The 24,900-nt window shown below is 40.7% G+C and carries 24 protein-coding genes, 3 tRNA genes and 1 pseudogene; 20 read left to right on the top strand and 8 right to left on the bottom strand.

Annotated elements, in window-relative coordinates; genetic code table 11:
• The first annotated feature begins 95 nt into the window (after positions 1 to 95).
• The 5 genes from uvrC (at position 96) to MKL38_RS09505 (ending at position 5,104) form a co-directional block, all read left to right on the top strand.
• On the top strand, positions 96 to 1,895 hold the full coding sequence (gene uvrC / locus MKL38_RS09530) for an excinuclease ABC subunit UvrC (RefSeq protein ID WP_270903130.1): 1,800 nt from the start codon (positions 96 to 98) through the stop codon (positions 1,893 to 1,895).
• Positions 1,896 to 2,014: 119 nt separating this feature from the next.
• Complete coding sequence (locus MKL38_RS09525; protein WP_270903129.1) at positions 2,015 to 2,809, top strand: thioesterase family protein; 795 nt, start codon at positions 2,015 to 2,017, stop codon at positions 2,807 to 2,809.
• Positions 2,810 to 2,927: 118 nt separating this feature from the next.
• Entirely contained in the window at positions 2,928 to 3,515 is a 588-nt protein-coding gene (gene pgsA / locus MKL38_RS09520) for a CDP-diacylglycerol--glycerol-3-phosphate 3-phosphatidyltransferase (protein ID WP_004640822.1), read from the top strand.
• 126 nt (positions 3,516 to 3,641) lie between these two features.
• A complete protein-coding gene (locus tag MKL38_RS09510; protein ID WP_333724266.1) occupies positions 3,642 to 4,496 on the top strand; it encodes a methylated-DNA--[protein]-cysteine S-methyltransferase in 855 nt (284 codons plus the stop codon).
• Positions 4,493 to 5,104 carry an alpha-ketoglutarate-dependent dioxygenase AlkB family protein gene (locus MKL38_RS09505; protein ID WP_003654553.1) on the top strand — a complete coding sequence of 204 codons (612 nt, stop codon included), beginning with the start codon at positions 4,493 to 4,495 and terminating at the stop codon, positions 5,102 to 5,104. The genes MKL38_RS09510 and MKL38_RS09505 overlap by 4 nt, the downstream gene beginning before the upstream one ends.
• Positions 5,105 to 5,298: 194 nt before the next feature.
• Here the strand turns inward: MKL38_RS09505 and MKL38_RS09500 are convergent, their stop codons facing one another.
• Entirely contained in the window at positions 5,299 to 6,072 is a 774-nt protein-coding gene (locus MKL38_RS09500; RefSeq protein ID WP_003654555.1) for an IclR family transcriptional regulator, read from the bottom strand.
• 367 nt (positions 6,073 to 6,439) lie between these two features.
• Between MKL38_RS09500 and MKL38_RS09495 the strand changes: the two are divergent.
• From MKL38_RS09495 to MKL38_RS09480, 4 genes and pseudogenes are all read left to right on the top strand, one after another.
• Positions 6,440 to 6,571, top strand: a pseudogene (locus MKL38_RS09495) (hypothetical protein).
• Positions 6,562 to 8,661 (top strand): FUSC family protein, encoded by a 2,100-nt coding sequence (locus tag MKL38_RS09490; RefSeq protein ID WP_270903128.1) that lies wholly within the window; start codon positions 6,562 to 6,564, stop codon positions 8,659 to 8,661. Before MKL38_RS09495 ends, MKL38_RS09490 begins: the two are co-directional and overlap by 10 nt.
• Positions 8,654 to 8,860, top strand: coding sequence for a DUF1656 domain-containing protein (locus tag MKL38_RS09485; RefSeq protein WP_198496436.1), 207 nt, complete (start codon positions 8,654 to 8,656; stop codon positions 8,858 to 8,860). The genes MKL38_RS09490 and MKL38_RS09485 overlap by 8 nt, the downstream gene beginning before the upstream one ends.
• A 39-nt stretch (positions 8,861 to 8,899) precedes the next feature.
• Complete coding sequence (locus MKL38_RS09480) at positions 8,900 to 9,901, top strand: HlyD family secretion protein (RefSeq protein ID WP_003654559.1); 1,002 nt, start codon at positions 8,900 to 8,902, stop codon at positions 9,899 to 9,901.
• A 40-nt stretch (positions 9,902 to 9,941) separates the two neighbouring features.
• Here MKL38_RS09480 and ruvX read toward each other — a convergent pair whose 3' ends face one another.
• The 3 genes from ruvX to recN all read right to left on the bottom strand — a co-directional run bounded on the left by ruvX (position 9,942) and on the right by recN (position 12,729).
• Positions 9,942 to 10,382: a Holliday junction resolvase RuvX gene (gene ruvX / locus MKL38_RS09475; protein ID WP_002115066.1), complete on the bottom strand. Its 441-nt coding sequence runs from the start codon at positions 10,380 to 10,382 to the stop codon at positions 9,942 to 9,944.
• The gene (locus tag MKL38_RS09470; RefSeq protein WP_003654562.1) at positions 10,382 to 10,936 is read right to left on the bottom strand and encodes a YqgE/AlgH family protein; all 555 of its coding nucleotides are present in this window, start codon (positions 10,934 to 10,936) and stop codon (positions 10,382 to 10,384) included. The genes ruvX and MKL38_RS09470 overlap by 1 nt, the downstream gene beginning before the upstream one ends.
• 125 nt (positions 10,937 to 11,061) lie before the next feature.
• Positions 11,062 to 12,729 (bottom strand): DNA repair protein RecN, encoded by a 1,668-nt coding sequence (gene recN, locus MKL38_RS09465; RefSeq protein WP_003654563.1) that lies wholly within the window; start codon positions 12,727 to 12,729, stop codon positions 11,062 to 11,064.
• 114 nt (positions 12,730 to 12,843) lie between these two features.
• Between recN and MKL38_RS09460 the strand changes: the two genes are divergently transcribed.
• The 4 genes from MKL38_RS09460 to MKL38_RS09445 all read left to right on the top strand — a co-directional run bounded on the left by MKL38_RS09460 (position 12,844) and on the right by MKL38_RS09445 (position 16,359).
• A complete protein-coding gene (locus tag MKL38_RS09460) occupies positions 12,844 to 14,154 on the top strand; it encodes a tetratricopeptide repeat protein (protein WP_270903127.1) in 1,311 nt (436 codons plus the stop codon).
• 76 nt (positions 14,155 to 14,230) lie between these two features.
• Entirely contained in the window at positions 14,231 to 14,557 is a 327-nt protein-coding gene (ppnP, locus tag MKL38_RS09455) for a pyrimidine/purine nucleoside phosphorylase (protein WP_003654567.1), read from the top strand.
• Between the two features lie 102 nt (positions 14,558 to 14,659).
• On the top strand, positions 14,660 to 15,409 hold the full coding sequence (rlmB, locus tag MKL38_RS09450) for a 23S rRNA (guanosine(2251)-2'-O)-methyltransferase RlmB (RefSeq protein WP_005037200.1): 750 nt from the start codon (positions 14,660 to 14,662) through the stop codon (positions 15,407 to 15,409).
• A gap of 35 nt (positions 15,410 to 15,444) precedes the next feature.
• Entirely contained in the window at positions 15,445 to 16,359 is a 915-nt protein-coding gene (locus MKL38_RS09445; protein WP_004640840.1) for a DMT family transporter, read from the top strand.
• Here MKL38_RS09445 and coaE read toward each other — a convergent pair.
• Genes coaE through pilB form a run of 4 tightly spaced genes read right to left on the bottom strand, consistent with a single transcriptional unit; the run spans position 16,356 to position 20,779 of the window.
• Positions 16,356 to 16,952, bottom strand: coding sequence for a dephospho-CoA kinase (coaE, locus tag MKL38_RS09440; RefSeq protein WP_270903126.1), 597 nt, complete (start codon positions 16,950 to 16,952; stop codon positions 16,356 to 16,358). The genes MKL38_RS09445 and coaE overlap by 4 nt on opposite strands.
• A gap of 1 nt (position 16,953) precedes the next feature.
• Entirely contained in the window at positions 16,954 to 17,814 is an 861-nt protein-coding gene (locus tag MKL38_RS09435; protein ID WP_004640843.1) for a prepilin peptidase, read from the bottom strand.
• On the bottom strand, positions 17,814 to 19,040 hold the full coding sequence (locus MKL38_RS09430; RefSeq protein WP_004640845.1) for a type II secretion system F family protein: 1,227 nt from the start codon (positions 19,038 to 19,040) through the stop codon (positions 17,814 to 17,816). Before MKL38_RS09430 ends, MKL38_RS09435 begins: the two co-directional genes overlap by 1 nt.
• A 26-nt stretch (positions 19,041 to 19,066) precedes the next feature.
• Positions 19,067 to 20,779, bottom strand: coding sequence for a type IV-A pilus assembly ATPase PilB (pilB, locus tag MKL38_RS09425; protein ID WP_270903125.1), 1,713 nt, complete (start codon positions 20,777 to 20,779; stop codon positions 19,067 to 19,069).
• 291 nt (positions 20,780 to 21,070) lie between these two features.
• On the opposite strand from pilB, the gene tpiA reads away from it, so the two are divergent.
• From tpiA to nusA, 7 genes are all read left to right on the top strand, one after another.
• On the top strand, positions 21,071 to 21,865 hold the full coding sequence (gene tpiA / locus MKL38_RS09420) for a triose-phosphate isomerase (protein WP_003654580.1): 795 nt from the start codon (positions 21,071 to 21,073) through the stop codon (positions 21,863 to 21,865).
• Between the two features lie 12 nt (positions 21,866 to 21,877).
• A complete protein-coding gene (gene secG / locus MKL38_RS09415; RefSeq protein ID WP_005037186.1) occupies positions 21,878 to 22,207 on the top strand; it encodes a preprotein translocase subunit SecG in 330 nt (109 codons plus the stop codon).
• 56 nt (positions 22,208 to 22,263) lie between these two features.
• Positions 22,264 to 22,348 (top strand) — tRNA-Leu (locus MKL38_RS09410).
• Positions 22,349 to 22,389: 41 nt separating this feature from the next.
• A tRNA-Met gene (locus tag MKL38_RS09405) sits at positions 22,390 to 22,466 on the top strand.
• An 89-nt stretch (positions 22,467 to 22,555) separates the two neighbouring features.
• Positions 22,556 to 22,632, top strand: a tRNA-Met gene (locus tag MKL38_RS09400).
• Between the two features lie 215 nt (positions 22,633 to 22,847).
• Positions 22,848 to 23,372, top strand: coding sequence for a ribosome maturation factor RimP (rimP, locus tag MKL38_RS09395; protein ID WP_005037183.1), 525 nt, complete (start codon positions 22,848 to 22,850; stop codon positions 23,370 to 23,372).
• Positions 23,373 to 23,408: 36 nt separating this feature from the next.
• Positions 23,409 to 24,893, top strand: coding sequence for a transcription termination factor NusA (gene nusA, locus MKL38_RS09390; protein WP_003654584.1), 1,485 nt, complete (start codon positions 23,409 to 23,411; stop codon positions 24,891 to 24,893).
• Positions 24,894 to 24,900 lie beyond the last annotated feature (7 nt).

Below are 24,900 nucleotides of genomic sequence, written 5' to 3'. Positions count from 1 at the left end.
CTTTTCAAATTTGGCTTCTGGCACAGTAAAGCACTTGAAAAGTAGTGGTTAAAACATCACATTAGCTATTCAGTATTAAGCCATGTCTGCCAATAGTGAATCAAAACGCTCGTCCCCACATTGAAAAAATTTTAGCCCACATGACCCAACTTCCAGGCGTTTATAAAATGCTAGGGAAAGAGGGCGAATTGTTATATGTCGGCAAAGCAAAAAACCTAAAAAATCGGGTATCGAGTTACTTTGTTAAAACGATTGAGCATCCTAAAACTCAGGCTTTGGTTGCACGAATTTATAATATTGAAACTTTGGTGACTCGTTCAGAAACCGAAGCATTACTTTTAGAACAAAACCTAATTAAACAACATCGTCCGCCTTATAACATCATGCTGCGGGACGATAAGTCATATGTCTATATTTTTGTTTCGTCAGATAAGCCCTATCCTCGACTTGCGAGCGGTCGTGGCAAAGGGAAGCATCAAATTGGTAAGTTCTTTGGACCTTATCCAAGCGCCTATAGCGCTCGCGATACTTTACTGGTTTTGCAAAAACTTTTTAATGTGCGTCAGTGTGAAAATAGCTACTTCTCACAGCGCAAACGCCCATGTTTGCAATATCAGATCAAGCGTTGCTCTGCACCTTGTGTAGGTCTGATTTCACCCGAAGATTATAAAGAAGACGTTAATAACAGTATTCGCTTTTTACAAGGCGACACCAAAGAGTTAAATCAAGAGCTCATTGCCAAAATGGAGCAAGCAGCGGCTGAACTTGAATTTGAAAAAGCTGTTTTTTACCGCGACCGATTGTCTTTGCTTCGTGACGTACAAGCACAACAGGCTGTTTTTAAGGTTAAAGGTGAGGCGGATATTCTGGCAATTGCATATCAGGCTGGCGTGACATGCGTACAAATTATGTATGTACGAAATGGGCGAATGTTGGGAGGTAAAAGTTATTTCCCAGACATGCTTGGTGATGATCTTGGCCAGATGCTCAGTGACTTTATGGCTAACTTTTACTTTCAGGTTGCAGATGAAGTTCCAAATGAACTCATTGTGAATATTGCTTTACCTGACCGTAAAGAGTTAGAAGAAGCATTGGCACAGCAGTTTGGTAAGAAGGTCCAAATTAAGAGTAGTGTGCGAGAAACTCGTGCGGAGTGGCTAGAGCTTGCTGAAATGAATGTTCAACATGCCATTAAGGGGCAGTTGAGTAATCATTTAGAACTCAATGAACGTTTTCATCAGTTAGAACAAGTGATTGGAAGACCAGTCGATCGTATTGAATGCTTTGATATTAGTCACACCATGGGTGAAGCTCCAATTGCATCATGTGTGGTGTTTGACCAAGGTGGTGCTCGTAAGCGTGATTACCGCCAATTTGCCATTCAAGATATTACTGGTGGCGATGATTATGCTGCCATGCGCCAAGCTTTAACACGACGTTATAAAAAAGCCATATTGCCGGATCTGTTGTTGATTGATGGCGGTAAAGGTCAACTTCACATGGCGATGGAAGTCATGCAAGAGCTTGGGCTCGATGCTTTTATGGTGGGTGTATCTAAAGGTGAAGGCCGTAAACCCGGGCTTGAAACCCTACATTTTACTGATGGCACGAAAATTCAATTACCAGAAGACAATAAAGCATTGCACTTGATTCAACAGGTGCGTGATGAAGCCCATCGCTTCGCAATTACTAAACACCGAGCTAAACGTGATAAACGTCGTAGTACATCAGTTTTAGAAGCAATTCCAGGGTTGGGACCGAAACGCCGTCGAGATTTATTGACTCATTTTGGTGGGATCCAAGGTGTTTTAAAAGCGTCGGAAAAAGAGCTCACACTTGTGCCTGGTTTTGGTGAGATGATGGCCAGAACAATTTATAAAATTCTCCATGAATAATCATGCGAATAATGTGAGTGACAAAATAATTCGCTAATTACTAAATGATTGACCATTCACATTCCAATCAAAATGATGAAAGATATATTCCTAATAACACTTTCGTTTTAGGGAAAGGAATGTCATTGCTGCGAATATTTGAAGAGATAAAAGAAAAGGAATGGATTGAAATACCTGAAGGATGGTTACAAGGCCGCACGGTTTTTGGTGGTTTTGTTGCAGGGTTATTGATGCAAAAAGCATGTTCAAATATTCACGACCCAAATAAAAGATTATTAAGTTGTAGTATTACTTTTGTTGGCCCTGTACAGCAGGGACCTGCCCAATTGACTATTGAAATTTTAAGGGAAGGAAAGTCGGTCACTACGCTTGAAACCCGTTTATGGCAAGATGGTGCTGTACAAACTATTTTGGTTGCAAGCTTTGGTGTGCCTCGCACTTCGAATATTGAAGTACGACAAGAACCTATGGTTCCAGTTTATGCACCACCAGAAGACTTACAACCTCTTCCTTTTGCTAGACAAATGCCAGAATGCTATCAACATTTTGATGTATGCTGGGCAGAAGGTCATTATCTTGTTACAGGAAGTCAGTATGCTGACTTTGGAGGATGGTCAAGATTTTCCCCAGAGAAGCATGAAAATCGTCAAATGACTTTGCCAGATTTAATTGTTCTGATGGATATTTGGCCACCTGGTGTATTGCCGATGTTTAAACAAGTTGCTCCTGCAAGTTCTTTAACTTGGCACATCACCTATGTGCATCCGATCCAGCATCAACTATGTGACTGGTTTAAATATAAAGTGGTAACTGAATATGCTGGTGAAGGTTATTCCACAGAATATGCGCATTTATGGGATCAAAATGATCATTTAATTGCAATTTTACGGCAAACTGTTACGGTATTTACCTAAGCAGTCTACTTCCTCGATTCATATATTTCGTATAAAGTGGCTGTTACAGATAGATACAATATTGAAGAATGTATTTTTGTCTGTTACAAGATGCTTGAAGACTAAATTGGCGGTGTTTATGACCACAGGGCGAATCCTGAATATCCCAAATATCCTAACTTTGGCGCGTATCGCGCTTATTCCTGTATTTTTGGTGATTGCGTATTGGCCGCCTGCAATGGGTATTGGTGAGCAAGAAGGAAGTATGAGTCGTCATATTATCCTGACTGCAATTTTTGTGTTTGCTGCTATTACCGATTGGTTTGATGGCTATTTGGCACGAACTTTAAACCAGACTTCAGCATTTGGCCGTTTTTTAGATCCAGTTGCAGATAAGCTTATGGTGGCAGCAGCACTGATTGTTTTGGTGCAGTGGAATCCCACCATATCAATGGCTTTTGCTGCAATTGTCATTATTTCAAGAGAGATTACAGTTTCTGCTTTACGTGAGTGGATGGCAGAGCTTGGCGCAAGAACGAGTGTGGCTGTATCGACAGTAGGCAAATATAAAACAGCTTTTCAGATGATTGCCATCAGTGTGTTTTTACTTAATTGGCAGCCTTTAGAAATGCTGGCATATGCCTTGTTATATACCGCTGTGATTCTTACTTTATGGTCAATGTTTATTTACCTAAGAGCTGCTTGGCCTTATTTAAAGCAACCTTAATTCCAGATTGAATGATTAAGCCTTTCTATAATGAAAGGCTTTTTTATTTTCGGATAGTGCAAGAATCGGGTCGTCACCGAGCTTTAGCTACTTTAATGTAAGATATAAGTGCTAAGGAGGTGACACATGCAAATGCTTTCTTCTCGGCAATTTGCTGTAATTGCCACTGTGATTGAATATTTATATGAACATCTAGACCAGCAACCCAGTCTGGACGATGTTGCGAGCCATATGAATTTAAGTTCAGGTTATATTCAACGCCAGTTTCAAGAATGGGTGGGTATTAGCCCGAAAAAATTCGTTCAATATATGAGTTTGCAGCAGGCTAAATACTATCTAATGCAGCAACGCAGCTTATTAGACACTGCTTTAAACACGGGTTTGTCTGGTACTGGTCGTTTACATGATCTGTTTATTCAACTTGAAGGCATGACGCCTGGTGAATATAAACAGCAAGGTGAAGGGGTTATTCTTAATTATTCGATTGAGGCAAGCCCATTTGGTGAGTTGTTGATTATAAGCAGCGAAAAGGGAATATGTTCTGTTCGCTTTATCGATACTCGTGAGAATATCGAAGAAATAATTAAACAGCAGTTCCCTAAAGCCCAATTAAAAAATCAGGCGCCGATTTGGCATCAACAAATTGCGCAGTGGTTTGAACAAGATTTCTCAGAACACTTACAGCAGAAACTTCCGCTTAACTTGGCTGGAACTCCATTTCAATTGCAAGTCTGGGAAGCGCTACTGACCATTCCAGAAGGGCAATTGCGGACCTATCAAGATATTGCCGAACAGATTGGCAAACCTAAAGCCGTTAGAGCCGTTGCTACAGCGATTGGACAAAATCCGATTGCATATTTAATTCCTTGCCATCGGGTGATTCGTGCAACAGGCATGGTCGGAGAATATCATTGGCAAAAGGGGCGTAAATTGGCATTGTTAGCTTGGGAGATGTCAAAGCAACATGGAGAGACCGCATGACCTTGGATTTATTTGCTCCAGAGCCTTGTGAAAATTTATTACCTTATGATGGTGAAGTTCAGGACTATGGTTGTATTTTAAGCCCAGAAGAAGCTGAACAATATTTTCACTATCTTTACCAACATCTCGCGTGGAAACATGACGAGGCTAAGTTGTATGGCAAGCACTTTATCACCCCCCGAAAAGTGGCATGGTATGGAGATAATTATTATCAATATAAATATTCGGGTGTCATTCGTGATTCTTTGCCTTGGGATCGAGCGCTTGCCAAACTAAAACAATTGGTAGAACAGCGGCTTTCAGAAAAATTTAACTCCTGCTTGGCAAACCTTTATGAAGATGGAACACAAGGGATGGCTTGGCATAGTGATTCGGATGTTTCTTTAGCAAAAACCACAACGATTGCATCTTTAAGTTTTGGAGCTACTCGTAAATTTTCTTTTAGACACATTCAAAGTAAAGAGAAAGTTGAATTGTGGCTACAGCCAGGCCAACTCATCGTGATGCGTGGCGAAACGCAACAACATTGGCAACATCGTTTAAATCGCTCAACAAAGATTTTACAGCCGCGTATTAATCTTACTTTCAGGCAGTTTCAGTTTTCATGACTTTCATTAAAAATTCGGCAAGAAAAAAGCCCATGATGGCAACATGAGCTTATTCCTCTGAGGGGGATGCTTCTATTGATGAGCTGCTGATGAAAAGAATCATCAATAAGAGCTAAAATCATAATATGAGAATATTGTGATCTATTCAATGCATTAAAATGTAAGAAAAGGTTAAATTATCATAAAGTCGGGTTTTAAATTTCACCTTTTTCAGATAACTCCATAAAACGTTGTTCAATAAGTGCTGCATTTTCTTGCAAAATTTCGGTGAGCTTTTCAACATTTAAAAAATCAAAACGATTTTTAGAAGCAACTAAAGTTAAAGCTAAAGGTACTTCTTTGTTCGAAAAACGAACGGGAACGGCAAGGCCAGAAACATTCGGGTCAATCTCACCTTGTGAGAAATAGAACCCTTGTTTTTTAATTTTACGCATACGCTGAATAAAGCTTGGTTCATCTTCAGCAAAACCTGATTGTTTTAATTCTTGCTGGTAACGATGATAGTAGTCTTGCATCCGTTGTTTACTTAAATGCGAAACCATCGTTTTGGGAGATGACCCCACGTAAATAGGTCTTGGGCAGCCTCGGCCATATGAGAGTAATTCGGTGTCTTTGAATATTTCATGATGAATGTCAATGCAATAGTCATCATTTAAATAGGTGAGCAAGCAGCACAGTTCGGTACGCTCTACAATATTTCTCATAAATGGTGTGCTGATTTGAACTAACGGATCAGTAGTTCGAGAAATATAGTCAAGAACTGCAATTTTTGAGCCTAAGGTATAATCGCCAGACGTTCCATTAATGCGTTTTAATAGATCAGTAGACACCAGTTCTTTCAGATAACGGTAACTGGTTGGTTTAGACAAGCCAAGTTCTTCGCAAATAATATCGACATTAATTATTGGACGCGAAACTGAAAATAGGTCCAGTACGGTTAAAATTTTGCCAAAACTTGAAATTGCCATAGCGTCTTGTTCGTATCCTTTAACAAAGAGTCATGTTTGAGTTCTTATAACAGAAAAAAAGAAAATTTGTCTCAATTCTAAAATAAATGCCTGATTTGAGTATTTTACTCTGACAAAGAGAAAACTTCTCTTGGCTTATACATCATATACGATTATCAAAAAATATATCAAATTATCAAATAGAGATATTTTAGTTGACTAAATTGCTTTATTTTGAAAAAATTGCCAAACAAAATATCTAATCGAGAAATTGGTCGATTCTAGGCGAATTTCTTGATGCCTCTTCTTTCCAAAGTTTGGCCGTTTAAATAATGTCCAAATTGAAATCATCTGGGCCAATCAGGCAGGATGTGGAAAAATCATTGTATTGAAGGATGCTCCTCATCTCATTTGCTTTTAGGCAAATGGCACAGTTTTGTTGTCTCTAGAAAGGCAATTTAACATTGAAGGGCATGCTCATCAGTTCAAATCTGTATTTGAGATGAGTTCATGTTATTAAAGCAAATACTGGCGTTTCGCCCGAGTAGGCTTGATCTGATCTTTGCAACAAAAACATTTATTGCCGGAATGCTGGCGTTATTTGTTTCATTTGAATTAGATCTGATTAATCCGATGTGGTCGATTGGTACGGTCTTGATTATTGCCAATCCCTATTCGGGAATGGTGTCCTCTAAGTGTGTCTACCGTGTGGTAGGGACGATTGGTGGGGCTGTGATTGCCTTAACGCTAACGCCACATCTAATTAATACACCTTGGTTATTTACCGTGGTGTTGTCGTTGTGGGTGGGTTTTGCGCTTTATGTGTCTTTACTTGACCGGACTCCACGCAGTTATGCTTTTATGCTGGCGGGTTATTCGACAGCCATGATTGTCTTCAATGCGATTACCTATATTGATCAATACAATATTTTTGATATTGCTTTAGCTCGGGTCATAGAGATTTCGATTGGAGTGATTTCAAGCGCTGTGGTTTCTGCGACCATTCTGCCGATGCACATTGGTTCTGCGATTAAGCAACGCGTTATCAAAACGCTTAAAGATACAGAAAATCTGTTTGCCAATTTATTAACTGCTGATCCGCAGCAGAATAATACTCAACTTTTAGCGACCATTACTCGCGACACCACCGATATTCATGCTTTGGCAGTACATTTGAGTTATGAAAAGGGTGAGTTGCATGGCATGACCAAACCTTTGCAGGAAATGCTTCATCAAATCTCAATGGTGGTTGCTAATCTGGTCGCTTTATCTGAGCGTATTAAGCAGCTTCAAGAGCTTCGGTTTATCGAGACTCATGCAGAAAAACTGCAACAGCTCTCAGCACATGTTGTACATTTTCTGGAGCAAAAAGATCTAATTGTTGATGAAAATATTTTGCAGTTACCTGATGAGTTTGAAAGTGATTTTGCAAGTTTGATGGAATCGGCTTCTACCCATCAGCAAGTTTTGGTCGCAGCCATGAAAATGGATGTGCGCCATTTCATTAGCAATGTTTTAGCGGTTAAAGTCTTGTGGCAAAGAATTCAGCAAGGTAATAAAGAAATTCCTGACAACATTACGCCAATGACCACCAAATATCCGAGTTTACACCGTGACCATGGTGTGGCTATACGAGGTGGTATTAGTGCAGTCCTTATTACATTTATTGTGACTGGGGTCTGGATTATTTCGGGGTGGAAAGCTGGATTTATGATGGCGCAAATGGGCGCAGTAACTGCCTGTATTTTAACGGCCTTAGATAATCCCGTTCCAGTTTTGCGTATTTTTATCTGGGGCAGTATCGCTTCAGCAGTTTTAGTCTTCGTTTACGCATTTGGTATTTTCCCTCATGTCACCACATTCTGGGAGCTTGGACTGGTTTTATTACCTATGTTCCTGTTTGCAGTTTCTATGATGGCTAACCAGATGCTTATGCCAGTGGGTATGGTTTTGGGTATTAATACCATGATGGGCCTAAACCTGCACAATGCTTATAGCATGGATGCAGTATCTTATCTTGATGGTTCTTTTGCCATGATCTTGGGTGTCTTAGTGTCTTTAGTTGTCATTGACGTTGTTCGTGCAATGTCTCCAGACACGAGTGCCAGCCGTATTTTGGCCTTGCATTATCGTGCAATGAGACAGGCGATTTATTTGCCATATGGTCTTGATTTTAAAGTTCACTTACGCAGCATGCTAGACCGAATTGGGATTCTAAACAGCAAAATGGTGCAATCTGGCGAGATTAAAACTTCAATTCATCAAGCACTGATTGAGTCGAGCAGTATTGTCGATTTAAGTAGATTACAAGAACTGGCGAATCAGTTCCCTCAAAATTCAGAACTGGCTCATCACATCGGAAATCTGCAACAGAATCTGGATGAACTATTTAGAGCTAAAGAAAATGATGCAGACAATACTGTAGCTTTAGTGGAAAAAATCCATCGAGCTTTATTTGAACTAAAACAGCTTGCTTCAAATGTTGACGATATGACTATGCGACAAAGATTACTCATTTCACTTAACAATATTGCTTATAGCATGTGTCATGTTTCATCAGATCAAATGAATGAAAACAGTACCTTTAGAGGAGCCACAGCAAATGGGTGAGTTTAATGTTTATGGCATTTACGTGCCTTCTTTGCTCGTTCAAGCCCTCTTGGCATATATATGTTTCCGTGGATTAAGTATTTTAACCAACAAGTGGATTGCACAAGGCTGGATTGCATTACCTAGTATTTTTAATTTGTGTTTTTACCTTTTATTACTCTTGGTGATACATCAAATTTTTGTTGGGGTGGGTGCATAGAGATGATTGCGAAATTAAAGATTGAGTTAGGTGAGTGAAATGAATCAGGTGGATTTGAAAAAAGTCATCCGTCCAGTAATTTTGATTGTCGCATTAATGGTTGCGGTCTATACCATTGTGCATTTGTGGAACTACTACAATGCAGCGCCGTGGACACGAGATGGTCGAGTTCGTGGTGACGTTATTCAAGTATCTTCGGATGTAGCTGGCCTTGTCACAGAAGTTTTGGTTCAAGATAACCAGAGTGTGAAGAAGGGGCAGGTACTCTTTAAAATTGACGTGTCTCGTCGAGCTTTAGATGTCGAGCAAGCAAAATCTGATTTAGCAAAAGCGAAAGCAGCATTTGCTCAATCACAAGCAGGCTTAGCTCAAGCAAAAGCAAACCTGATTAAATCAGATACCAATATTCGTTTAGCTGAAAAAAATGCGAGCCGCTATTCAAACTTAATGGATGGGGCGATTTCAAAACAAGAACAAGATCAGGTTTTTGCAACACGTGATCAATCCCATGCAGAGCATGAGCAATTACAAGCGGCAATTGAGCAGGCAGAAGCAACTGTTAAGCAACAGCAGGCTTTGATTGAGGCAGCAACGAGCAGTTTACATTTGGCTGAGCTTAATATGCATCGTGCTGCGGTAATTGCTCCCGCTGATGGTACTTTATCTAACTTTGATATGAGCCCAGGTAACTATGTTCAAGTAGGCCAAGCGGTTGCTGCATTACTTGACCGTAAACAGCTGTATGTTGTGGGATACTTTGAAGAGACCAAATTAAATCGTATTCATGTCGGTGATCAGGCCACTGTACAGTTAATGGGTGATAACCAAAAAATTAAAGGCCATGTACAAGGTATTGCATCGGGAATTGAAGATCGTGAGCGTTCAAGTAGCTCTAAGCTTCTTGCCAATGTAAACCCAACCTTTAGCTGGGTTCGTTTAGCACAGCGTGTACCCGTGAAGATCGTGTTAGATGAAACACCGAAGAATCAGCTTGCTTTTGTCTCTGGACGAACTGCTACCGTACATATTGTTGAGAAGTAAAAAAGAAGGAAGGCTAAAGCCTTCCTTCTTTTTTAAAATCTTAGGGTGTTAAACCGACTGGATTTCGATACCAACTCTGAATGAGTAGTGCAGCTGCAAAACTATCTGCTGATAGCTTTTTTGCTCGACCTTGTTCTTGGTAAAAACCTAACTCTTCTCTCGCTTCACGTGTCGTTAAACGCTCATCTACCATCAACGTTTCTATGTTGGTTTGATGACGTAAACGTCTCGCAAATTTGCGAGCACGTGTAGAGAGTTCTGACTCGCTATCGTCCATATTTAGGGGAAGGCCAACCAAAAATAAATCAGGTTGCCATTCTTTCACGATTTTTAAGAGTTGATCCCAATTGGGGATGCCATCTTTCATGACAAATAGAGGGAGAGGGTTGGCACTTTCAATTGAAGACTGGCCAATCGCCATTCCCATTTTTTGAGTGCCAAAGTCAAAAGCCATAATCGATTTTGATTGTGTTTCGGTCATTAAGCGTGTCCGATTTCAGATGCTAGCCACGCACGATCTACACCAATTTTTTTATAAGCTGCATCCCAACGATCGTCATAAGGCAGGTTAAAAATCAGATCCATATCAGCATCACAAATGAGCCAGTCACCACGCGTAATTTCGTCTTCTAACTGATTTTTGCTCCAGCTCGCATAGCCTAATGCAATTTGGTATCGACCGACACCTTCGTTATGAGCAATCGCATCAAGAATATCTTTACTGGTCGTAATACAAACATTTTCACCTACAGCAATAGATGAATGCCATGTTGGTTGCCCAGTATGTAGAACAAATCCAGCTTCAGGACGTAAAGGACCACCTTGTAAAACCGCATGTGGATTTACATTGTCAGCTTCAATGTCGAGATCATTGAGTAATTCTTTAATTTGAATACCGGAAGGACGATTAATAATAATGCCTTGAGCACCTTCTTCATCATGACGAGCAAGATAAATTACAGTGTTTGCGAAAAAGTCATCTGCCATTTCTGGCGGGGCAATCAGACAACGGTGAGTCAGGTATTGTTTGGTCACCTAAGCGGTTCTCCCTCAAAAAATGTCACTAGAGGGCCTCTCGACCCTTTTATCTATATAGGTTCTTTTTATCAACATACAAGAGTTAATCGGATTTCGCCAATCTTTTTCTCTCATTTTCTTTATTAATTTGAAGAAGCCTGAAATTTAAGTTGGCGTAATTGTTTTGCGTGCTGCAAGGTTGTTTCATTAATTTCAACGCCACCTGACATGCGAGCTAACTCAAAAATGATTTGATTTTCATCAAGTTCTACAATTGTACTGCTGGCTGGGTCAGTTTGTTGTTTTTTCACTAATAAATGCTGATCAGATTGTGCAGCAACTTGTGCTTGGTGAGTAATACATAAGAGCTGGACATGTTGCGCTAAGTCGGCAAGTAAACGTCCCACAACTTCTGCGGTACCGCCACTAATCCCGACATCAATTTCATCAAACACCAAAACTTCGGATTCGGTTTTCTCAGCATTCATGACTTGCATCACGAGTGCAATACGAGAAAGCTCACCACCTGAGGCCACTCGTGCCAATGGTTGTGGAGGAATACCTTTATTGGCAGTAAATAAAAGTTGAATAAAGCTTAAACCCTCTGCACCTGGTTGTTCTAATGGTTCGAACTTAAACTCGAAGTGTGCTTCTGGTAACGCTAAAGGTTTCACTTGTTCAGTTAATTGTTTAGCAAGCGGAGCGGCAGCTTCACGACGTATATTGTCTAAATGCTGAGCTTTTTCTAAAAACTCCTCATGCGACTTTTCAACTTGCTCTGCCAGTGTTTCTGGGTCTTCGAGTTGATGTAGTTGCTCAAGCTCACGTTGCCAAGCTTCATATTCTTCTTTAAGTGTTTCTGGTTGAGTCCGGTATTTGCGTGCCAGACGATGAAAAACCTCAAGTTTAGAGTTGAGCTCTTCCATTCGCTCTGGATCAAAGCTCTGACGATCAATAAATTGACGCAAGTTCGCCGTTGCATCATCTATTTCACTTTGAGCATTCAGTAAAGAATTATAAATCTCAGAAAGTTGATCACTACGCCCGGCATGAGATTCTAGACGGCGAATAATCGAAGACATTTCTTGAGTAATATTTTGCTCAGCTTCATCTAAGACATTTAAGCTGTAGCTACAGTCTTGCATGATATGTTCATGATGGCTAAGACGATCAAATTCTTGCTCAATTTCTTTGTAATCGGTTTGGACAACCTCTTCAAGTTCCTCGATTTGATGCTCTAAAGTACCAATACGCTGCAAACGTGTTGCTTGTGCATCTAAGGCAGCTTGGTGTAAACGAATCGTGCGTTGCCACATACTATAGGCTTCACGTACATCATTCGCTTCAACATAAAAATTGTTATAACGATCTAGCCAATGCTTTGGATAAGGCGGTTCAAGAAGCTGCTGCTGGCTGTGTTGACTATAGAGTTGAACGAGCAAACGGCCCAATTCTTTGAGTTCAGATAAGCTGCTAGGGCGGCCATTGACCCATGCTTTACTACGTCCAGTTGCAAAAATAACGCGACGTAAATGAATTTCCCCAGAATCATCATCTAGCTCGTGTTCTTGTAGCCATTTTTCTTCAGGGCTATTATTTTGATAGGTAAAAACAGCGGTGATATCCGCTTTGTCTGAACCATAACGGACATAATTCGTATCGGTACGTTCCCCTAGACAGGCAGAAAGTGCATCCAGTAATAATGATTTTCCGGCACCTGTTTCGCCTGTTAGAACATTAAATCCTTGTTCTATATCAATAGCTAAATGATCAGCTAATGCAAAATTAATTAAAGTTAAATGTGTGAGCATAAACGCATCCAACGCGCCAAATTATGGGTTAAAGATAGAGAAGTTTTGAATTTGCTACAAGTGATCTATTATTCTAACTGAAATTATAGAACAGCAAGATTGCGGATATTTACAATGAAAAAAACATTAAGCTTACCGAAACCACCGATAGGGATGATTAACCGTCATAAAAAAAACAATCCTGCGGAAATGAATAAAATTTTAAATCAACATTTTAATGCATTTAAACAAGCAGCTGCACAAGGCGATTATGCCAAAGCTTATCAACATGTTAAACAGGCTGTTAATTTAGTTCCCAAGCATCCGGGAGCATTATCCGATTTGGCATATACCGAGCTACGCTTACGCCGTTATAACGATGCCTATCAACACTATTTGCAAGCGATTCAGGCAAGTGGGTCTAACGTAAATACAAACTTATACGATGGATTAACAGAAGTTTGTCATCATTTAAATAAAAAAGAAGAAACAATAAAATTTGGACACTTGGCCATTACAACTAAAAAAGAATTGGCTAAGAACGAACCTGTTTTGCCTATTCCGAGTCATGCACCCCCAGAGTTTAGTTCAAACCCTCAAGAAAATATTATTGCCTTTTCATTGTTTGGGGCAAACCCGCGTTATTGTGAAACCTCTATTTTAAATACTAAGTTAGCCAAACAAGTTTATCCAGAGTGGACGTGCCGATTTTATGTCGATGATACCGTTCCAGTGCTTGTGCAACAGCGTTTAAAAGAGAAAGGTGCGCAAGTGGTACCAGTGACGGACTCCCAAAAACAACTATCAGGGCTGTTCTGGCGATTTTTTGTGATGGATGATCCAACAATTAAGCGTTTTCTTATACGTGATGCCGACTCGATTGTGTCATACCGTGAAAAGGCGGCTGTAGACGCGTGGCTCAAGAGTGATAAATGGTTTCATTTAATGCGAGACAACTATTCTCATACCGAACTAATTCTGGCTGGAATGTGGGGCGGATGTACGGGGATTTTTCATAATATTGAAGCACATATCAGAGATTATGTTGCCACCGGGCGTTATCTGGATAATCGGGTGATGGATCAACATTATTTGCGTTATTGTATTTGGCCGACTTTAAAACAGAGTGTGCTGATACACGATAGTCAGCAATTCGATTCAGATGCTATCGATTTTCCAGCGTATGATCTGGTGTTAATGCAAAATGACAGTGAAAATTTTCATGTAGGAATGAATGACGGTTCACCGGTAGTTGCTACAGCAGTTGCCCATCCAACTGCACAAAGAGTGTGTTGGGTACTCCTAGATGAAAATCAGGTCGAAGTTTGCAGATACGATGCAATTGTGTCGAATAGTCGAAATATTGAGATTAATTTACCTCATGCTTTTGCCAAAAAAATTCAGGCCGAGCAGTGGAAATTACAAGTCTATCCGTATGAAAACTGATTGATTAGTTATTTAGGCACAATTAAACTACATTCATCATAATTTATATAAATATGGCATTATCTGGAGAATGTGCATGAGTACAAACCAATTTGATCATGTAACGGTCATCAAAAAATCAAACGTTTATTTTGGTGGAGCATGTATCAGCCATACCGTGCAATTTGAAGATGGAACGAAAAAAACACTAGGTGTTATTTTGCCGACTGAGCAAGCCTTAACTTTTGAAACGCATGTCCCTGAGCGTATGGAAATTATTTCAGGTGAATGTCGCGTAACAATTGCGGACAGTAATGAAAGTGAATTGTTCCGTGCAGGCCAATCATTTTACGTGCCTGGAAATAGTGTTTTTAAAATCGAAACTGATGAAGTGCTCGATTACGTGTGCCATTTAGAAGGCTAAGAAATTCCTGTTCAAATCGGGTACACTATGCCCAAAGAAATCCTGTGAAGTTGGCTTTGCAGGATTTTTATTTTTTTGCTCAAACGTTGTTAGAGGTCATGCATGGCAAAACAGGAATATTATTATGGCGTTCATTCAGTGGAGTCATTGCTAGAACTTGAGCCGGAGCGTGTGCTAACCCTGTTTACTTTAAAAGGACGGGATGATCAGCGTTTGCAAAAGATTTTGCAATTGGCAGAGCCTTTTGGAATTAGTGTACAAAAAGCAAGTCGCGATAGTCTTGAAAAACTTGCAGGTCTACCATTTCATCAAGGTGTAGTTGCAGCAGTGCGTCCGCATCCTGTCTTAAATGAGCAAGATCTTGATCAAATCTTAAGTGAAACTCCAGATGCCTTGTTGTTGGCATTGGATCAGGTGACAGACCCACATAACTTAGGGGCTTGTATTCGTACCGCAGCTGCGATGGGTGTGCAAGCAGTCATCGTGCCTCGTGATCGTGCGGCAAGTTTAACGCCAACTGCTCGTAAAGTTGCAGCGGGTGGAGCCGAGAAAGTTAAATTCATTCAAGTCACAAATTTAGCTCGTACATTGGCTCATCTTAAAGAAACAACGCACGTGCGTGTGATTGGCACCATGCTTGATGAAAGTGCGTTGCCACTTCAAAAATGCGATTTTTCTGGACCAGTCGTGATTGTGATGGGAGCCGAAGATACCGGTTTGCGTCCTATTACACAGGCGCAGTGTGATCATAAAGTTTATATTCCGATGTCAGGAAATCTACAAAGTCTAAATGTCAGTGTAGCGACTGGTATGGCTCTTTATGAGGCTTGCCGCCAGCGTTCTGAGGTATAATTTAGCTGCCTTTCTAGTTTTTAAGTCATTTTGATATGTCTCCCCGTAAGCAAGGTTATTTCTTTGTATTGGTGACCATGTGCATTTGGGGCGGGTTTACGCTTTTTGCCCGTTTAAATGCACAGTGGCACATCAGTGCTTGGGATATTGCCGCACTGCGCTTCGCAATAGCCTTCTTAATTTTAATGCCTATTCTGATCTATAAAAAAGATCTCGCTTTTTTATGGAGTAAGCATGCGGTTATTTTGGCCTTGATTGGCGGGGTCATTTATTGTCTTACCGTCTACACCGCATTTCTCTATGCTCCCGCCGCTCATGCTGCAATTTTCTTAAATGGCTGTATTCCAATTTGTACTGCGTTCGCAGCATATATTTTATTTAGACAACCATTTGATAAACATACATGGGCTAGTCTGGCAATCATGATCGCTGCTTTAGGGCTCATGAGTGTTTTGATGTTGCAAGGTAATGCTTCTGCTTTTGGAATAGGTGATCTACTCCTTTTTATTAGTGCGATTTGGTGGGGGATTTTCACTGTGTTACTTAAACAGTGGAAATTGTCTGCATGGCACTCAATGGCAAGTGTTGCGATTTGGTCTGCAATTATTTATTTGCCCATCTATGTTTTATTTTTGCCTAAGCATTTCATGGAAGTCAGTCCTGTTCATTTAGCCATACAAGGCATCTTCCATGGTGTGTTTGTCGTTATTATTGCAACTTTGACTTATGTGGCAGCGATTCAGCGTTTAGGTGCTTTTAAAACAGGAAGTATCGTCACTTTGGCACCTTTTATTGCAGCCATATTGGCCGTACCTCTGCTGGGGGAGGCGTTAAGCCCATCTATTGTTGTGGGTTTAGTTGGAATGGGAGTGGGTGCCTTACAACCTTGGCGATGGTTTCGACCAGATAGCTTGGCACAAAAAATTAAACAGCAAAATGAGCCAGATTAATCTGTACGTTTCAAATAACTTTGATGTAAAGGCTCTAATTGTTGATGTAAATGTTCGAGTAATCCGTCATTAAACACAATGTCATTGGCAAGTTCGCGTTTTCGCTCACGTGGCATTTGCGCCGCAATAATTTTCTGGATTTGTTCTTGGTTTTGTCCATCGCGTTGGCTTGCACGCTGAATTTGAGTTTGTTCACTCGCATCAACTAATAATGTGTGATTAACCAATTCATGCTGGTTGGTTTCAAAGAGCAATGGCGAAACTAAAATCACATAAGTACTACGCGGATTTTGTAATTGTTGAATAATAGATTGGCGGATTGCAGGATGAGTAATTTGCTCAAGTGTATGGCGTGCTTGTGGATTTTGAAAAATATACTCGCGTAGGGCACGGCGATCTAAACACCCGTCTGCTTGAAGTACCCAGTCTCCAAAAGTTTGTTGAATTTTTTGAAGGGCAGGTTGGCCTTTTTCAACCACTTCGCGAGCAACGATGTCGGCATCGACGACTTGTATTCCTTGGGATTCAAACCATTGTGTTGCAGCAGATTTTCCACTGCCAATTCCACCTGTGACTCCCAGAATAAAAGCCATCTTAACCTCCCAAATAGATTTTCATAATCTGGTCACCCCATAAAAAGGCAACCCAGCCTGCAATGGCAATATACGGCCCAAAGGCAAAGGGCTGATTGTCATTGCGTAATTTTAGTAAAATGATGCCAATAATTGCACCTAGTAAAGATGACAATAGCACAATTAATGGCAGCATCAATGGCCCCATCCATGCACCTAATGCCGCAAGCAACTTAAAGTCGCCGTAGCCCATGCCTTCTTTGCCGGTAATTACTTTAAATAGGTAATACACAATCCACAGGCATAAAAAACCAATTAAGTAACCCCAAATAGCTGAAGTGGGTGTGGTGTATATGTTAAAGGTATTAATGCCTAAACCCAGTGCGGCCAAAGGTAAGGTAAAACGGTCGGGTAGCAGCTGAGTATCAAAATCAATAAATGTTAAAGCAATTAAAACCCAAGTCAGGACTAGTCCAAAAAGCATTTGTATGGTTGGGCCAAACACCATGACCACAACCAGTGAACATGCCATTGTTAATAGTTCGATGGCTGGGTAGCGCATGCTAATTGCATGCTCACAATGCCCACATTTACCTTTTAAAACTAACCAACTGACGACAGGAATATTTTGATACCAGCGAATGGGCTGGTGGCATTGGGGGCATGATGAAGCGGGCTTACTTAATGTTAGCTTTTCATGGTCAATGATTGGTTGTTCAGGATTGAGTAACATTTGACATTCTTGCTGCCAATCTTGTTCCATCATTTTGGGGGTGCGATAAATCACCACATTCAAAAAGCTACCAATACACAGGCTCAATAGTGCAACTGCAATATAAAGTGCAGTTAAGTTTTGAATAAAATAAGCAATAATTTCTTGCATTACACGACTGAGCCCATTTGGAAAATTGGAAGATACATAGCAATAACCAGACCGCCTACAAGTACCCCTAAGATTGCCATAATTAAAGGTTCCATCATTGAAGTTAAACCATCAACGGCATTATCAACTTCATTTTCATAGTAGGTGGCAACTTTGTCGAGCATGCTGTCTAGTGCACCAGATTCTTCACCAATTGCGACCATTTGTATAGCCATCGATGGAAAACGATTTGAAACGCGCATCGCAAATTGGAGTTGTTGACCTGTTGCAACATCTTCACGAATTTTCATTACAGCTTGTTCATAAATAACATTATTGGTTGCACCAGCTGTTGATTCAAGTGCATCAATGAGCGGAACACCTGCTGCAAAAGTGGTTGCTAAAGTACGGCTGTAGCGGGCAATAATCGCCTTGTAAACAAGATCACCAAAGATAGGCAACTTAAGCGTGAGTTTGTCTAAACCATCACGGAATTTTTTACTGCGCTTTTTAGCTTCCATAAAAGCAGCAATAATTGCACCAATCACAATAATCATAATGAACCAGTATTCCTGCATCCATTTCGACATATTTACGACCATTTGTGTAAACGCAGGCAAATCTGCGCCAAAGGAAGAAAATAGGTCTTGGAAGACAGGAACTACTTTAACCATCAAAATAATGGTAACAACCACAGCAACTACAATAACCGTTGCCGGGTATTTCATGGCTTTCTTGATTTTCTGCTTGAGCAATTCACTTTTTTCTTTGTAAATTGCCACACGATCCAGCATGGTTTCAAGCGCACCAGATTGTTCGCCAGACTCTACAAGAGAACAAAATAGTTTGTCGAAGTGCTGAGGATACTTTCTTAAAGCTGATGCAAAAGTACTACCACCTTCAACTTCGCCTTTAATACCGAGTACCACCTCGCGCATCGCTGGATTTTCTAAACCTTCCGCCACAATTTCAAAGCCTTGTACCAGTGGCACACCAGCTTTCATCATGGTTGCAAGTTGTCGGGTAAAAATCGTGATATCAAGTGTTGATACTTTTTTCTTGAATAAACCTTCAAGAATATTTTTACGTTTTTCCCGAATATTACGGACAGTTACCCCTTGTTTGCGTAGGGTGACTTTGGCTAAAGCCATATTTTTAGCCGGAAGTTCTCCCTTAATTTTTACGCCCTTACGGTCAACCCCTTCATAAGCAAAAGTCGGCATCAATTGTGCCTTTTTGACAGTCATGACATTATCCTTATTTTAAATTGTCTTTATTCACTGGTCACGCGGTTGACTTCTTGTAAAGAAGTAACACCTTGCATGACTTTCTTTAAACCTGAGCGACGCAGATTACTAAACCCCAACTTTTCAGAAGCAGCAGCGATTTCTAAAGCATTGCCATCTTCCATAATAATCTTGGAAATCTCAGGTGTGACTTTCATTACCTCATAAATACCAACTCGACCTTTGTAGCCCTCACGACATTCAGGACAACCGATCGGTTGAAAAACTTGAAAATCGGGATGTGTTAGATCTTGTTCGGTAAAACCCATTTCTAATAGGCTTTGTTTAGGAATGTCACTAGGCACCTTACATTGAGGGCATAATCGACGTGCCAAACGTTGAGCAATGACCAGATTGACTGATGTCGCAATATTGAAAGATGGAACTCCCATGTTGCGTAGACGAGTCAGTGTTTCAGGGGCACTGTTGGTATGTAGTGTGGACATTACCATGTGACCCGTCTGAGCCGCCTTAATCGCGATTTCAGCTGTTTCTAAATCACGAATCTCACCGACCATAATAATGTCAGGATCCTGACGTAAAAATGATTTAAGCGCGGCCGAAAAACTAAGACCTACCTTAGGGTTCACGTTAACCTGATTAATACCTTCAAGGTTAATTTCGACTGGATCTTCGGCAGTAGAAATATTGGAACTTTCAGTGTTTAAAATGTTGAGACCCGTATATAAGGATACTGTTTTACCAGAACCTGTAGGACCAGTAATTAAAAGCATACCTTGTGGCTTATCTAATGCTTCCATAAAGAGTGCTTTTTGCTCTTCTTCATATCCTAGAGCATCAATTCCCAGCATGGCACTCGATGGATCGAGAATACGTAGAACTAGCTTTTCACCAAATAAGGTCGGAAGAGAGTTCACACGAAAATCAATTGCTTTAGATTTCGATAGCTTGAGTTTGATACGACCATCTTGAGGAACACGCTTTTCGGAAATGTCCATTTGAGACATAACTTTCAAGCGTGAAGCCAAACGATTAGCCAGTTGCAAAGGCGGATTTGCAATCTGACGTAAAACGCCATCGACCCGATAACGGACCCGATACGATTTCTCATAGGGTTCGAAATGCAAGTCTGAAGCTCCCATACGAATCGCATCTATTAATAACTTGTTAACATATTTAACAATAGGTGCTTCGTCGCCCTGAGGAGTGTCATCATCCTCTTCTGGAGCGGTTGAGGTATCAAGATCTACATCAAGATCAAACTCTTCATCACTAAACTCGAAACTACTTTCTTCAGTAAATTGCTGCGCCAGAATTTTCTCGAGTTTATGGTGCTCGACAATAATCGGCTCAACCATAAGCTTGCTGTTGAAGCGAATAGCATCAATAGCATCAACATTACTGGGATTACTGGTTGCAACATATAAAATCTGTCCTCTTTGTACGAGAGGCAAGACCCGATGTTTTAAAATCAGTTTCTGGTCGACCAAATCTTTAGGAATCTGGCTGGTATCGTAAACGTCCAGATCAAAATATGGTTCAGCAAACTCAATAGAAATTGTTTCAGCTAATAAAGAAGGGGAGAGATTAACCTCTTCAATCAGGTACGCAACAGTATCCTGTTTAGCTTTTTTTGCTGCATCTAATGCTGCTTGCATGGTCGCTGCCGACACATGTTTTTCTTCGACTAATCGTCGAAAAAACCCCGAAAATTTTGGAGATGTATGTATGACTGACATCTGCCTACCTGTGCTCATATGTTTATAATTGGTATATAAAAAATTATACTTTTGTTATCTAAAATTACTACCTGAGAAAATGATGCTCTCGTCTTGATCCGCTTATTAAAGCTTGAACCAGTCGAAGTTTTTATTCATTAATTTTTAAAAGGCGGAGCTTTAGCCTTAATAAAGTTTTATTACTGTTTTCAAATAGTAGAAAAGATATGAGCAAAGCCGTTAAAGAAAAGTATCTGAAATTTGTAGAAATGCGTGTAGAATGTGCTGCATTTTTGATGAAAGGTGAGCCGTATGTCGGGTTCGACGATTACGCCTTGGGTAGTTGGCAACTGGAAAATGAACCCAATGCGTGCCAATGCCAAACAACTTATAGAAGAATTTAAACAACTATTGCAACAAAACCAAATTGCAGATGAAAGCTGCCATGTCGGGGTTGCTCCAGTTTCTATTGCACTTGCAATGGTACAAACACAATTGCAAGATGCTGCAAGAACAGTATATACAGTTGCACAAGATGTATCGCGTGTAGCGGGTACAGGCGCCTATACTGGTGAAGTCAGTGCAGAATTATTAAAAGATAGCCAAATTAATTTTGTATTGGTGGGTCACTCTGAACGCCGTGATTTATTAGGTGATAACGTTGAAATTTTGAAGGCAAAACTCCAAAATTCTTTAAATGCAGGCTTAACTGTTATTTATTGTGTTGGTGAAAGTCTCGAACAGCGTGAACAAGATTTGGCAGAGCAGGTTGTATTGCAACAAATCTGTGATATAGCTCCTGTAGTTACTGCAGAGCAATGGCAAAAGCAAATTGTAATTGCTTATGAGCCAATCTGGGCAATTGGTACAGGTAAAACTGCTTCACCACAAGATGCACAGGCAATGCATGCTAAAATCCGTGAAGGTTTAAGTCAGATTACTTCTGCGGGTCCAGACATTGCGATTTTATATGGCGGTAGTGTAAAAGCTGAAAATGCAGTCGAGTTGGCAGCATGTCCAGATATTAATGGCGCGTTGGTTGGAGGTGCTTCGTTAAATGCAGCATCTTTTTATCAAATCGTAGAAGCCTTTGCACAAAGTAAATAACGAGGATAGGGTATGCACTCTTTTGTACTGATCGTACATATTATTTTAGCGGTACTGATGATTGGCTTGATTCTAGTGCAACACGGTAAAGGTGCGGATGCTGGTGCTTCTTTCGGCGGTGGCGGAGCAGCCACTGTGTTTGGCGCATCGGGTTCTGCTAACTTCCTTACTCGACTTACTGCTGTGTTAACAGCATTGTTTTTTGTGACTAGTTTAACCTTAGCTGTTTTTGCGAAAAAACAGACTACTGAGGCATATAGTTTAAAAACTGTACAGACGACAGCGCCAATTCAAACAACATCGCCTGAAACTTCACCAAATGCACCAAAAACGAGTCAATAATTCGAAATAAGGCTTTCCTTTTGTAGTTGGAAGCACTAGAATGCGTCCCACAAGCTGCGGTGGTGGTGGAATTGGTAGACACGCTACCTTGAGGTGGTAGTGCCTTCGGGCGTGGGGGTTCAAGTCCCCCCTTCCGCACCAGCTTTTAACCAGAAAGTTGAGTGCAAGTAGTTTGTTTTTGTTGCGGGATGGAGCAGTCTGGTAGCTCGTCGGGCTCATAACCCGAAGGTCGTTGGTTCAAATCCAGCTCCCGCTACCAATTTGATTAAGGTGCAACTTAATCAGGCAAATATCTAGTAAGTTTACATTGACTTTATTTGATATTTGTATATAATTTTTGCACGTTGATGCGGGATGGAGCAGTCTGGTAGCTCGTCGGGCTCATAACCCGAAGGTCGTTGGTTCAAATCCAGCTCCCGCTACCAAGTTTCTTAAAAGAGGCTCACAGACAAGTGGGCCTTTTTGCACAGTGGACTATTGTTTTCTGTGCAAGATAGGGGCGATTAACGCCCTTTTTTATTGGTTATCGTATCGCTATCGTGTAGTTTCGACATCAATTGGTCAAATAGTCATGCTTCACTATAGTAGGTCTGTGTCGGTTAAAACAACCGATTGAATCGCACGAGAATGACGAGAGTAAATGAAATTATCAAATAAATCCCAAGCATTGCATGACTTAATTGTTCCTGCAGTACAAGCATGTGGTGTCGACCTTTGGGGAATCGAGTTTCTCCCACAAGGCAAACGTTCATTATTGCGTATTTATATCGATAAAGCGGTAAGTGAAGATGCTGAGCCTGTACTTAATGAAGATGGCGAAGTAGAACAAGGCCGTGGTATTGGTGTACAAGATTGTGTGCGTGTAACACAACAAGTTGGCGCAATGCTGGATGTTCATGATCCAATTTCAGGTGAGTATTCATTAGAAGTTTCTTCCCCGGGCTGGGATCGTCCATTTTTTCAACTAGAACAGTTACAAGGCTACATTGGACAACAAATTGCTTTGCGTTTGATTGCAGCAGTAGAAAACCGTCGTAAATTTCAAGCAAAACTTATCTCAGTAGACCTTGAAAATGAAGAAATTCAGGTTGAAGTTGATGGGAAGCACGTGCTTGAGATCGACAGCAACAATATCGATAAAGCAAACTTGATCTATCAAGATTAAATTTATTAAATTTTATAAGAAATCGGTAGGTGACTTATGGGCCGCGAAATTCTTACCGTTGTTGAAACGGTTAGTAATGAAAAAGGTGTTAGTCGTGAAGCGATCTTCGAGGCTTTAGAACAAGCTCTAGTTGCTGCAACGAAGAAAAGATTTTACGAAGGTACGCATGCTGAAGAAGCTCAGCTTCGTGTAGAAATTGATCGTAAAACTGGTGATTACAGTACGTTCCGTCAATGGACTGTTGTGGCAGATGAAGATCATGAAATGCCAGCTTGCCAAGATGCGATTTCTGACCTTGACCCATCTAAATGGTCAATTGGTGATGTACGTGAACTCGAAGTAGAATCTATTGAGTTTGGTCGTATCGCTGCACAAATTGCAAAACAAGTTATTGTACAAAAAATTCGTGAAGCTGAGCGTGCGTTAGTTGCTGATGCATACGAGTCTAAAGTTGGTGAGTTGATTTACGGTGAAGTGAAAAAACAAACTAAAGATGGCTTTATTATCGATTTAGGCGACAACGCTGAAGCTTATCTTGCGCGCGAAGAAATGATTCCTAAAGAAATTCTTCGTCCAAAACAACGTATGAACGCTATTTTATACAATGTGAACCGTGAAGGTCGTGGCGCTCAGTTGTTGTTATCACGCGCTAAGCCTGAAATGTTAATTGCTTTAATGAAAAAAGAAATTCCTGAGATTTCTGAAGAAATTATTGAAATTAAAGCAGCGGCACGTCAACCAGGCGTTCGTGCTAAAATTGCAGTGAAAACAAATGACCATCGTATTGACCCTGTAGGTGCATGTATTGGTATGCGTGGTACGCGTATTCAAGCGGTACAACAAGAGTTAAACGGTGAACGTATTGATGTAGTGGTCTGGTCTGATGATCCAGCTCAGTACATTGCAAGTGCATTAGAACCAGCTGATGTTTCAGGCATCGTGCTTGATGAAGATGCAAGAAGTGCCGATATTATTTTTGCAACCAGCGATCAATTGGCTCGCGCGATTGGCTCACAAGGCCAAAATGTTCGCTTGGCTTCTGATTTAACTGGCTACAAACTCGACATGATGCTTGAAGAAGAGTATCGTGCTCGTCAGCAAAATGAAGCTCAGCAATATCTTGACATGTTTGTATCACGTCTCGATATTGAAGAAGATTTAGCAATGGCATTGGTGGAAATGGGCTTTACCTCTTTAGAAGAGATTGCTTATGTTCCAGCTGAAACTTTTGACGAAATTGAGCTTGATGCTGAATTGGTTGAGTTATTGCAAAGTCGTGCAAAAGAAGCAGCACTTACTGATGCTTTGAAACAGCAAGAAAATATTCAAGAACCGAGCGCAGACCTTCTAACAATGGAAGGCATGACTTCTGAGATCGCTTACTCGCTTGCCGCTCGCGGTATCATTACTGTCGATGATTTGGCAGATCAGGCTACTGACGATATCTCTGATATTGAAGGACTTGATCATGAAAAAGCAGGTCAATTGATCATGAAAGCTCGCGAATCATGGTTTAACTAGGAGATGA

Origin of the sequence: Acinetobacter sp. AOR14_HL (assembly GCF_027855175.1) — a bacterium.
GTDB classification, from domain to species: Bacteria; Pseudomonadota; Gammaproteobacteria; order Pseudomonadales; family Moraxellaceae; genus Acinetobacter; species Acinetobacter calcoaceticus.
Note: the sequence above shows the minus strand (reverse complement) of the source record. Positions and strands in the feature narration are given on the sequence as shown.

Bases quoted from the DNA above. Each gene is read 5' to 3' on its own strand.
- secG (WP_005037186.1), top strand. From the start codon at position 21,878: ATGCACTCTTTTGTACTGATCGTACATATTATTTTAGCGGTACTGATG.
- tpiA (WP_003654580.1), top strand. From the start codon at position 21,071: ATGTCGGGTTCGACGATTACGCCTTGGGTAGTTGGCAACTGGAAAATG.
- pgsA (WP_004640822.1), top strand. From the start codon at position 2,928: ATGACCACAGGGCGAATCCTGAATATCCCAAATATCCTAACTTTGGCG.
- MKL38_RS09480 (WP_003654559.1), top strand. From the start codon at position 8,900: ATGAATCAGGTGGATTTGAAAAAAGTCATCCGTCCAGTAATTTTGATT.
- MKL38_RS09485 (WP_198496436.1), top strand. From the start codon at position 8,654: ATGGGTGAGTTTAATGTTTATGGCATTTACGTGCCTTCTTTGCTCGTT.
- MKL38_RS09490 (WP_270903128.1), top strand. From the start codon at position 6,562: ATGTTATTAAAGCAAATACTGGCGTTTCGCCCGAGTAGGCTTGATCTG.
- coaE (WP_270903126.1), bottom strand. From the start codon at position 16,952: ATGGCTTTTATTCTGGGAGTCACAGGTGGAATTGGCAGTGGAAAATCT.
- pilB (WP_270903125.1), bottom strand. From the start codon at position 20,779: ATGTCAGTCATACATACATCTCCAAAATTTTCGGGGTTTTTTCGACGA.
- ruvX (WP_002115066.1), bottom strand. From the start codon at position 10,382: ATGACCGAAACACAATCAAAATCGATTATGGCTTTTGACTTTGGCACT.
- recN (WP_003654563.1), bottom strand. From the start codon at position 12,729: ATGCTCACACATTTAACTTTAATTAATTTTGCATTAGCTGATCATTTA.
- MKL38_RS09505 (WP_003654553.1), top strand. From the start codon at position 4,493: ATGACCTTGGATTTATTTGCTCCAGAGCCTTGTGAAAATTTATTACCT.
- MKL38_RS09435 (WP_004640843.1), bottom strand. From the start codon at position 17,814: ATGCAAGAAATTATTGCTTATTTTATTCAAAACTTAACTGCACTTTAT.
- MKL38_RS09430 (WP_004640845.1), bottom strand. From the start codon at position 19,040: ATGACTGTCAAAAAGGCACAATTGATGCCGACTTTTGCTTATGAAGGG.
- MKL38_RS09500 (WP_003654555.1), bottom strand. From the start codon at position 6,072: ATGGCAATTTCAAGTTTTGGCAAAATTTTAACCGTACTGGACCTATTT.
- MKL38_RS09445 (WP_004640840.1), top strand. From the start codon at position 15,445: ATGTCTCCCCGTAAGCAAGGTTATTTCTTTGTATTGGTGACCATGTGC.
- nusA (WP_003654584.1), top strand. From the start codon at position 23,409: ATGGGCCGCGAAATTCTTACCGTTGTTGAAACGGTTAGTAATGAAAAA.
- MKL38_RS09525 (WP_270903129.1), top strand. From the start codon at position 2,015: ATGTCATTGCTGCGAATATTTGAAGAGATAAAAGAAAAGGAATGGATT.
- ppnP (WP_003654567.1), top strand. From the start codon at position 14,231: ATGAGTACAAACCAATTTGATCATGTAACGGTCATCAAAAAATCAAAC.
- rimP (WP_005037183.1), top strand. From the start codon at position 22,848: ATGAAATTATCAAATAAATCCCAAGCATTGCATGACTTAATTGTTCCT.
- rlmB (WP_005037200.1), top strand. From the start codon at position 14,660: ATGGCAAAACAGGAATATTATTATGGCGTTCATTCAGTGGAGTCATTG.
- MKL38_RS09460 (WP_270903127.1), top strand. From the start codon at position 12,844: ATGAAAAAAACATTAAGCTTACCGAAACCACCGATAGGGATGATTAAC.
- MKL38_RS09510 (WP_333724266.1), top strand. From the start codon at position 3,642: ATGCAAATGCTTTCTTCTCGGCAATTTGCTGTAATTGCCACTGTGATT.